The 7,929-nt window shown below is 66.9% G+C and carries 8 protein-coding genes, 1 tRNA gene and 2 pseudogenes; 4 read left to right on the top strand and 7 right to left on the bottom strand.

Going from position 1 to position 7,929, the window contains the following annotated elements; translation table 11 throughout:
• The coding region (gene wag31 / locus AC2VOG_RS03095; RefSeq protein ID WP_486938451.1) for a DivIVA-like cell division protein Wag31 at positions 1-724 on the top strand (724 nt) is incomplete at its 5' end.
• 78 nt (positions 725-802) lie between these two features.
• Positions 803-1,111 (top strand): hypothetical protein, encoded by a 309-nt coding sequence (locus AC2VOG_RS03100; RefSeq protein WP_486938452.1) that lies wholly within the window; start codon positions 803-805, stop codon positions 1,109-1,111.
• On the opposite strand, the pseudogene AC2VOG_RS03105 reads toward AC2VOG_RS03100, so the two are convergent.
• The 6 genes and pseudogenes from AC2VOG_RS03105 to csoR form a co-directional block, all read right to left on the bottom strand.
• Positions 1,108-1,764 (bottom strand): annotated as a pseudogene (locus AC2VOG_RS03105) (phosphoribosyltransferase); the annotation flags it as partial. The gene AC2VOG_RS03100 and the pseudogene AC2VOG_RS03105 overlap by 4 nt on opposite strands.
• Before the next feature lie 118 nt (positions 1,765-1,882).
• Positions 1,883-2,317, bottom strand: coding sequence for a type II toxin-antitoxin system VapC family toxin (locus tag AC2VOG_RS03110; protein ID WP_486938453.1), 435 nt, complete (start codon positions 2,315-2,317; stop codon positions 1,883-1,885).
• 3 nt (positions 2,318-2,320) lie between these two features.
• Positions 2,321-2,626: pseudogene (locus tag AC2VOG_RS03115) on the bottom strand (type II toxin-antitoxin system Phd/YefM family antitoxin); the annotation flags it as partial.
• Between the two features lie 294 nt (positions 2,627-2,920).
• A complete protein-coding gene (locus AC2VOG_RS03120; RefSeq protein WP_486938459.1) occupies positions 2,921-5,272 on the bottom strand; it encodes a heavy metal translocating P-type ATPase in 2,352 nt (783 codons plus the stop codon).
• A gap of 43 nt (positions 5,273-5,315) precedes the next feature.
• Positions 5,316-5,630: a DUF1490 family protein gene (locus AC2VOG_RS03125; RefSeq protein ID WP_486938454.1), complete on the bottom strand. Its 315-nt coding sequence runs from the start codon at positions 5,628-5,630 to the stop codon at positions 5,316-5,318.
• A 156-nt stretch (positions 5,631-5,786) separates the two neighbouring features.
• On the bottom strand, positions 5,787-6,158 hold the full coding sequence (gene csoR, locus AC2VOG_RS03130; RefSeq protein WP_486938456.1) for a copper-sensing transcriptional repressor CsoR: 372 nt from the start codon (positions 6,156-6,158) through the stop codon (positions 5,787-5,789).
• Positions 6,159-6,243: 85 nt separating this feature from the next.
• Between csoR and AC2VOG_RS03135 the strand changes: the two genes are divergently transcribed.
• A complete protein-coding gene (locus tag AC2VOG_RS03135) occupies positions 6,244-7,017 on the top strand; it encodes a copper chaperone (protein ID WP_486938457.1) in 774 nt (257 codons plus the stop codon).
• A gap of 378 nt (positions 7,018-7,395) precedes the next feature.
• On the opposite strand, the gene AC2VOG_RS03140 is transcribed toward AC2VOG_RS03135, so the two are convergent.
• A tRNA-Leu gene (locus tag AC2VOG_RS03140) sits at positions 7,396-7,481 on the bottom strand.
• Between the two features lie 83 nt (positions 7,482-7,564).
• Here AC2VOG_RS03140 and AC2VOG_RS03145 point away from each other — a divergent pair.
• The coding region (locus AC2VOG_RS03145; protein ID WP_486938458.1) for a M20/M25/M40 family metallo-hydrolase at positions 7,565-7,929 on the top strand (365 nt) is incomplete at its 3' end.

The following is a 7,929-nucleotide window of genomic DNA, read 5'->3' on the forward strand; positions in this document are numbered from 1 at the left end:
CGATGCCTTTCTCGATCTGGTCGAGAACGAGCTGACCCGTCTGATCGAGGAGAACTCCGACCTGCGCCAGCGGGTGGCCGAGCTGGACGAGGAACTGTCTAGCGCCCAATCCGGTGTCGGCAGTGCGCAAGCCACGCAGAAGATTCCGGTCTACGAGCCCGAGCCCGAGCCGGAGCCGGTCAAGCCCGCGCAACCTGCTCCGGTTGCCGCGGCACCGCTGGGCGAGGAGGTCGCCCTCAAGGCCGCCCGCGTGCTCAGCCTTGCGCAGGACACCGCCGACCGGCTGACCGGCCAAGCCCAGGCCGAGTCGGACAAGCTGCTCTCTGACGCCCGCGCCAACGCTGAGCAGATTGTCGGCGATGCCCGTCGCGAGGCCGAGACGACGGTGTCCGAAGCCCGGCAGCGCGCCGATGCGCTGCTCACCGACGCGCAGACTCGGTCGGAGACCCAACTCCGGCAGGCCCAGGAGAAGGCTGATGCGCTGCAGGCCGACGCCGAGCGCAAGCACTCCGAGATCATGGGCACGATCAACCAGCAACGCACCGTGCTGGAAGGCCGGCTCGAGCAACTGCGCACCTTCGAGCGCGAGTACCGCACCCGGCTCAAGACCTACCTGGAGTCACAGCTCGAAGAGTTGGGCCAGCGCGGTTCGGCGGCGCCGGTGGATTCCAGCGCCACCAACGACTCGGCGGGGTTCAACCAGTTCAATCGGGGCAATAACTAGGTCGGTCGGCGACACTGACAACGACTGCCGCTATCGTGCAGAGTTGGCAATGTCGCGCCGTCCGCTGGAGGTCAACCGATGCTGATTATCTCGCTGGTGCTCGCGGTGGTCGGCCTCGCCGCACTCGTCTTCGCGGTCATCACCAGCAACGAGTTGGTCGCCTGGGTCTGCATCGGAGCCAGCGCGTTGGGCGTTGCGCTGCTGATCGTCGACGCACTACAAGAACGGCGGCGGCGCGAGACAGGTGCGGTGATTGACGATTCGTCCGCGCCGGACGCACCTGACGATGTGGCAGACGACTACCCGTTGGACGCCGCCGAGGAAGCCGACGGCGCTTCGGTGCACCCGGATTCTGCTCCCGCCGACGAAGAGCACAGCGCTCACTAACCCGAGGGCGGGGTCGCCAGTAGTTGACGCACCTCGTCGTCGCTGACTTGACGGAAGTCTGCGAAAACCTGCCCGACGGCGTCGAAGTCCTCGGGCGTCGTCACGCACACCACGTCATCGGCCTCGCTGGCCAGTAGCCGGCACACCGACTGCGGTCCTACCGGGGCAGCCACCACGATTGTGTCCGGGCGACCGGCACGTAGGGCGCGTACCGCGGCCAGGATGCTTGCGCCGGTGGCAATTCCGTCGTCGACCACAATCACGGTCTTGCCGTGCGGGTCCGCCGGCGGGCGTCCATCCCGGTACACGTGCTCGCGGCGACGCAGTTCGGCGGTCTCCTCGTCGATGACGCGGCGCACCTGCTCGTCGGTGATGCGCATGCCCGACACGACGTCGTCGTTCATCACCACGCCGCCACCGCTGGCCAGGGCGCCCATCGCCAACTCGGGCCACTGCGGCACCCCGAGCTTGCGGACCAAGAAGACGTCAAGTTCGGCGCCCAGCGCGGCGGCGACCTCCCAGCCGACTGGCATGCCTCCCCGGGCCAACCCCAGCACCAGCAGGCCGCTTCGTCCGCGATACGACTCCAATTCCCGGGCCAGCACCCGACCGGCGTCGCGGCGGTCACGGAAGGTGCGTGGGGGGTGACGTCGACCCATGTGTCGAGTTTGGACCTGGCGGGACCCACATCGCTCCGAAAGTGCAATGAGCGACGAGACTATTCGGCAGATGTGTCGCCAATTGCACTTTCGACGAAGAGGGTTGGACGTTTTAGGGGTCGAGTTGGGCGGGGGCGACTCGACAACCGGCGGCTTGGGCTGCGGTGTGCAGGCGTTGGTCCCAAACGGCGACGATCAGGCCGGGGTCGCCGACTGCCAACGCGCTGGCCAGGTGGACAGCGTCGGCTCCGCGTAAGGCGAGGGCTCGGGCGAGGTGGCCGGCGTGCTGCTCAACCGCCGCGGTGAGTTCGACTGGCCGGGTGGCGGCCCAGAAGTCGTCCCAGTCGCGCTCGGCAGTGGTGAGCTCGGACTCGGTGAGGTCGTGATTGCGGGCTGCTGCGGCGAGTGCGGCGCGGACTTCGGGGTAGGCCAGGCGGCTGGACAGCGCGGCGTCGCAGCCGTCCCATAGCGCGGACGCCAGCGGGCTTCCTGTCTCGGTGGTGAGAAGTTTGACGAAGGCGCTAGCGTCGAAGTAGACGAGCGGCACGGGTCAGCGCCGCTGGTCGCTGACCTGGTCAGACACCGGCCGCCGCGGTCGGGGCCCGGCCCGGCCCGCAGCGATGGGCCGCTGCGCGGTGGCCTTGCCAATTACGCCGTCGGCCGTGAGACGCTCCAGGGTGCCTGCGTTGTCCAGCGCAGCGAGTCGTGCGACCGGAATCCCGCGGTCGGTGATGATGACCTCACCACCAGCTCGGGCGCGATCGAGCCAATCGCTGAGGTGCGCGCGCAACTCGGTCACGGAGACGTTCACACTGAGAAACGTACACTCGCTCAGCCGTAATTTGTACATGTTACTACTGAGCGGGTGATCGCCGGCAGTGACCGGACACAGCCTCTCCAGCAGAGAGTTCAAAAGCTCGTTGCCGCAAGCTAGACCCGGTGTCCGACACCGGGGCGCTGCCGCCGAATCGATGCGCGACGAATGGTCACCGACGCGTAGCTTGCGGCGACCCGTCCGACCCGGCACTTCCGAAGAGGGTGGCGACCGTGCTCCACGTGCACGTCGGTGGTGCCGGGCGGCCGGGCCGTTGAGTTTCTGCTCGTGCGCCAGGACGCGAGCGAGGCTGGGCGCCTTTCGGAATCAAGACAATTAGCGCCCGGGACCAGCTGTCAGGTACGGCGGCCGGCCGAAGCGGCGCAGCCGCAACGAGTTGGACACCACGCTGATCGAGGACAGCCCCATTGCCGCGCCCGCGATGACAGGGTTCAGCAAACCGAATGCGGCCAGTGGGATAGCGGCGGTGTTGTAGCCAAACGCCCAGCCCAGGTTCTGATGAATGGTGCGCAGGGTCTGCCGCGAGAGCTCGATCGCAAGTACGACACCGTCAAGCCGGCCAGACATCAGCGTGATGTCGGAGGCCTCGATGGCCACGTCGGTACCGGTGCCGATCGCAATGCCCAGATCGGCCTGCACCAGGGCGGGGGCGTCGTTGACACCGTCGCCCACCATCGCGACCACCAGGCCCTCATCTTGAAGCCGGCGAACCTCAGCGACCTTGTCCTGCGGCAACACCTCGGCCAACACGCGGTCGATGCCAACTTGCGTGGCGATCGCGGCGGCCGTGCGGGCGTTGTCGCCAGTGATCATGGCGACCTGCAGCCCCATGGCGTGTAGCTGACGGACCACGTCGGCGGCGTCGTCTTTGACCGTGTCGGCCACGGCGAGCACACCGATAACCTGGTCGTCGCGGCCGACGAACACGGCGGTGCGGCCCTGCTCTTCGAGTTCTGCGGCGGCCACAGCGAGGTGGTCGGGCAAACTCAAGCCGCGCTCGTCGACGAGCTTGCGCCGCCCGACCAGCACGGCTCGGCCATCGATGTCGGCCCGCACCCCGTGCCCGGCCAGGCTGGCGAACTCCGTGGCGGCGGGGATCTCCAGCCCGCGCTCGCGCGCAGCGGCCACAATGGCCGCACCAATGGGATGTTCGGAGCCCGACTCGACCGCAGCGGCAATCCGCAGCACCAGATTCGGCTGGCGGCGCTTGTCGGCAACCACGTCGGTGAGCCGCATCTGGGCACGAGTCAGGGTGCCCGTCTTGTCGAACACGACGATGTCGATCTTCTTCGAGGCCTCGAGCACCTCGCCGCCCTTGACCAGGATTCCCAGGTCGGCGCCGCGGCCGGTGCCAACCATGATCGCGGTGGGGGTGGCCAGACCCAAAGCGCACGGGCAGGCGATGATCAGCACCGCGACGGCGGCGGTCATGCCCGCGAGCGGGTTGGCGGCGAGCAGCGCCCAGCCGGCAAATGTCGCGACGGCGACGCCGACGACCGCCGGCACGAACACCGCCGAAACCCGATCTGCTAGCTGCTGTACCGGCGCCTTACCACCCTGGGCCTCCTCGACCAGACGCACAATGTGGGCCAGCGCGGTGTCGGCCCCGACAGCAGTGGCCCGCACGGTCAGCAGCCCATCGGCGTTGACGGTTGCTCCCGCCACGCGGTCACCCACCGATTTTTCGACCGGCACAGATTCCCCAGTGAGCATCGACTCATCAACGGCGGCCCGGCCATCGATGACCTCGCCATCGACCGGGATCTTCTCCCCGGGCCGAACCAGCACAAGGTCTCCAACCTGCACCCGCTCCACCGGCACGAGGATTTCTTGCCCGTCGACCAACAGCCGGGCTTCCTTGGCGCCCATCTCCAGCAGCTTGCTGATCGCCTCTCGCGTCTTGCCATGTGCCGTGGCCTCGAAATAGCGGCCCAGCACCACGAAGGCGATGATCAGCGCAGCGGTGTCGAAGAACAGTGGCCCGCCGGCAAACAACTGATAGGTGGAGTAGGCAAACGCGGTCAGCGTTCCCAGCGTGATCAGCGTGTTCATATTCGCCGAGCGCTCCCGCGCCTGCTGCACGGCCCCCACCAGGAACGGCCAGCCGGCAATGAATTGCACCGGTATCGTCGCAGCGAATGCCAACCATCCCGCCCAGGGGGCAGCGCCGAAGAACATCGTCGCGCCAGACGCCAGTAGACCAAACGGCCACGCTATCCACACCCGCCGCAACCAGAAGCGGATCCCGCTCTTGGCCTCCTCGCGCGGCGACAGCTGCGTCACGGTAACCGGCTCGAGGTGACAGCCGATAGCTTCCAGCGCATCCTGCAGCCTCTGCATCTCCGGCGGACGGCCGAGCTCGTCACCGCGCAGACTCAGCAGGGCGCGGGCGATCCCGCCGACGACTTTCCCTACGATGCTGCCGTTGCCGAGATCAGCCGAATGTGCAGAACGCGCGGGCGCCAACGCTGCAGGGCTGCACTCTGCGTCGGTGATCGCTGACAGAACGGCAGCGGTATCGCAGTGGGCGGGTGAGTACCAGATCACCACGGATGCCGTTCGCGGATAGGCGCGCACGGCGCGCACACCGCTCACCTTGCCGACCGTCTCCTCGATCGCGGCGCCCCGCGCCGTGTCGAAGGCGAACCCGGTGGCGCGCACCCGCATTCGCCCCGCCGCAGCGCAGACAACGGCCAGCGCGACGTCGGCCTCAGCTGTCAGCACCATCAGCCTCAAGGGTCGTGGTCTGGGCCGTCTCCGTCGCTGCCGGTCCTGTTACTTCCTGGCCGATCCGCTCTACCGCCTCTGCGAGAATGTCTGCGGCTGTTAGCCGAGCCTTCTCGGCGGTCTGCTTGGTCTTGCGCTCGGTTGCGCGCGCAGCACGCAAACCCAAAGCAGTCGCGCTGACCGTTGCCTTGCGCCACGGGGCCTTCGACACCGCCTCATAGGCCGCAGCCCCCACCACGCCGGTCACCACCGTGGGCGCCGCCTTGGTAACGAGTCCATAAATTCCTTGTAGGACCATCTCGAACGTCCCTTCATGTTTGTTGTGGGCCGACCGTGCCGCGGACAGGCACGGTCGTGATCGCCACGCCTGCCTCCGGACCGCAGCCTTTGCGGCCGCCGGCGTGCCCTGTCGATCCCTTGCCTCGGCCGATCGCCGGGCGTGGGAAACCACGCGTCATTGCGGGCTCGTTTCCGTTGCCGGTTTTTCATCAAACGATTCGCCGACCGCGACACCGCTCAGCTGTGCCAGCGGACCGGTCAGCGCCGGCGTGAACTTGACCGCGTCGGTGAGCTCCTCAATGGCCGCCTGACCGTGACCAGCGAGGACCGCCGCGGAAAAGCATGTCTCCAAGTGGTTGTGCAACATCACCCGATTGGCCCGCTCCAGCGAGGACTGCACCGCTGAGATCTGCTTCATCACATCGACGCAGTACGCATCGGACTCCAGCATCCGAATGATCCCGTCGAGATGGCCCCGGACCGTCTTGAGCCGATTCAGCGCCGCACGCTTCTTAGCCGTCAACTCTTGCTCACCACAACACCGCATTGCCCGATCATACCCTACCCCACCCGGGGAGGGATTAGACTGCGCCGTAGTTCTATGCTGGGCGCCAATCGAGAGGAGCGCCGAATTGAGCAACAGACAAATACCGGTGCGCTCGTGGACCGATGTGTGGTTGCCGGCGGTCCTGCTTAGCGCGGCGGGTCTGGGCTGGTGGTGGTCTGTAGCCAGCGCGGTCGCCATGCGCGGCGACGCGATGTCGATGTCGATGGGCGCCCAGTCCGTGGCGTCGTTGGCCGTTTACCTCTTCGGGTGGGTGGCCATGATGGCAGCGATGATGCTTCCGGCAGTCCTGCCCGTTGCTCGCCCCTACGCCCATAACCTCGCATCAGCCATCATGTTCGTCACCGGATATCTGGCCGTTTGGAGCGTGGCCGGCATCCCCGCCTTTTTTGCGTCGAATCCTCTCGACCCGATGCTGCACACCTCGCTCTGGGCCGGCCGCGTGGCCGGTGCGACGGCGGTGATCGCGGGTGTGTATCAGCTCACGCCGCTAAAGGTCACGTGTCTGCGATGCTGCCGGGTGCCGGCATCCTCGTGCCACGAGCCCAACGAGCCCAACGAGCCCAACGAGCCCAACGAGCCCAACGGCGGCCCGGCCCGGGCACTACTGGCCGGAGGACGCCATGGCGTGTTTTGCCTCGGTTCCTGTTGGCTGCTGATGGTGGTGCTGATCGCCTTCGGGACAATGCAATTGGCGTGGATGTTGGCGATCACGGTGGCGATCTGGCTGGAAAAGGTAGCCCCTTTCGGCGATCAGCTGAGGCGCGCCACGGCGGCGATGCTCCTGGTTCTCGGTGTTGTACTCCTGGTGCATCCCGCGTTTGTTACCCATCTCCTTTAACGAGTTTCGGCCCGTTCTGCGGACGTCTCGTAGGCGTGGTGACACCGCCACCAAAGCCATCGTCGAACCGGTCTTCGGGCAGAGACCCAAACTTCTCGGCCGTCGAGTGTGCGCCCTGGGCGTTGAGTCTGCATCGAAGGCGCCGACACGCCGACGGCCACCGCCCTCACCGCATAATGAAATCGACCGGACCCCGAGCCCCGGGATCCGCGAAAAGTGTTACCCACCCATGCTGGTGGGCGGGCTGTCAGCAGTGCTTAGGGAGGCGACCGGGCCGGAACGTGCCCAGGTATACGCCAGTCTGGGCCTGCGTCGTGATGACGACCCGCATCTTCAGCGAGCCACGGCAACTGCCGACCTGAGTCGTGTCGCCGGACGTGTCCGAGGGGGGACTTGAACCCCCACGCCCATTAATAGGGCACTAGCACCTCAAGCTAGCGCGTCTGCCATTCCGCCACTCGGACCGACGCCAATGAATTGGCAGCTAAGGCTATCGGATGGGTCGGCCCGCGCCCAAACCTGCCCGGCGGGAAGCGTGCCGGCGCCAATGGTAGGAAAGGTGACTGTGACGTTGCCCGCCGAGAGTCCCATCGACGACGTCGTCGACGTGGTCAGCACGTTGATCCAATTCGACACCACCAACACCGGCGATCTGGAAACCACCAAAGGCGAGGCCGACTGCGCCCGCTGGGTGGCTGCGCAGCTGGAGGAGGTCGGCTACCAGGTCGACTACCTGGAATCGGGCGCTCCGGGTCGGGGCAATGTGTTCGCCCGCCTGAAAGGCGCAGACAGCTCACGCGGTGCGCTGCTGATCCACGGGCACCTCGACGTGGTCCCCGCGGAGCCCGCGGAGTGGAGTGTGCACCCGTTCTCCGGTGCGGTCGAGAACGGCTACGTCTGGGGCCGCGGCGC

This window comes from Mycobacterium sp. TH-M11 (assembly GCF_057473725.1).

What these genes read in the sequence shown, in the direction of transcription:
- AC2VOG_RS03120 (WP_486938459.1), bottom strand. Translation starts at nt 5,272, where the DNA reads ATGCGGGTGCGCGCCACCGGGTTCGCCTTCGACACGGCGCGGGGCGCC.
- AC2VOG_RS03125 (WP_486938454.1), bottom strand. Translation starts at nt 5,630, where the DNA reads ATGGTCCTACAAGGAATTTATGGACTCGTTACCAAGGCGGCGCCCACG.
- csoR (WP_486938456.1), bottom strand. Translation starts at nt 6,158, where the DNA reads ATGCGGTGTTGTGGTGAGCAAGAGTTGACGGCTAAGAAGCGTGCGGCG.
- AC2VOG_RS03100 (WP_486938452.1), top strand. Translation starts at nt 803, where the DNA reads ATGCTGATTATCTCGCTGGTGCTCGCGGTGGTCGGCCTCGCCGCACTC.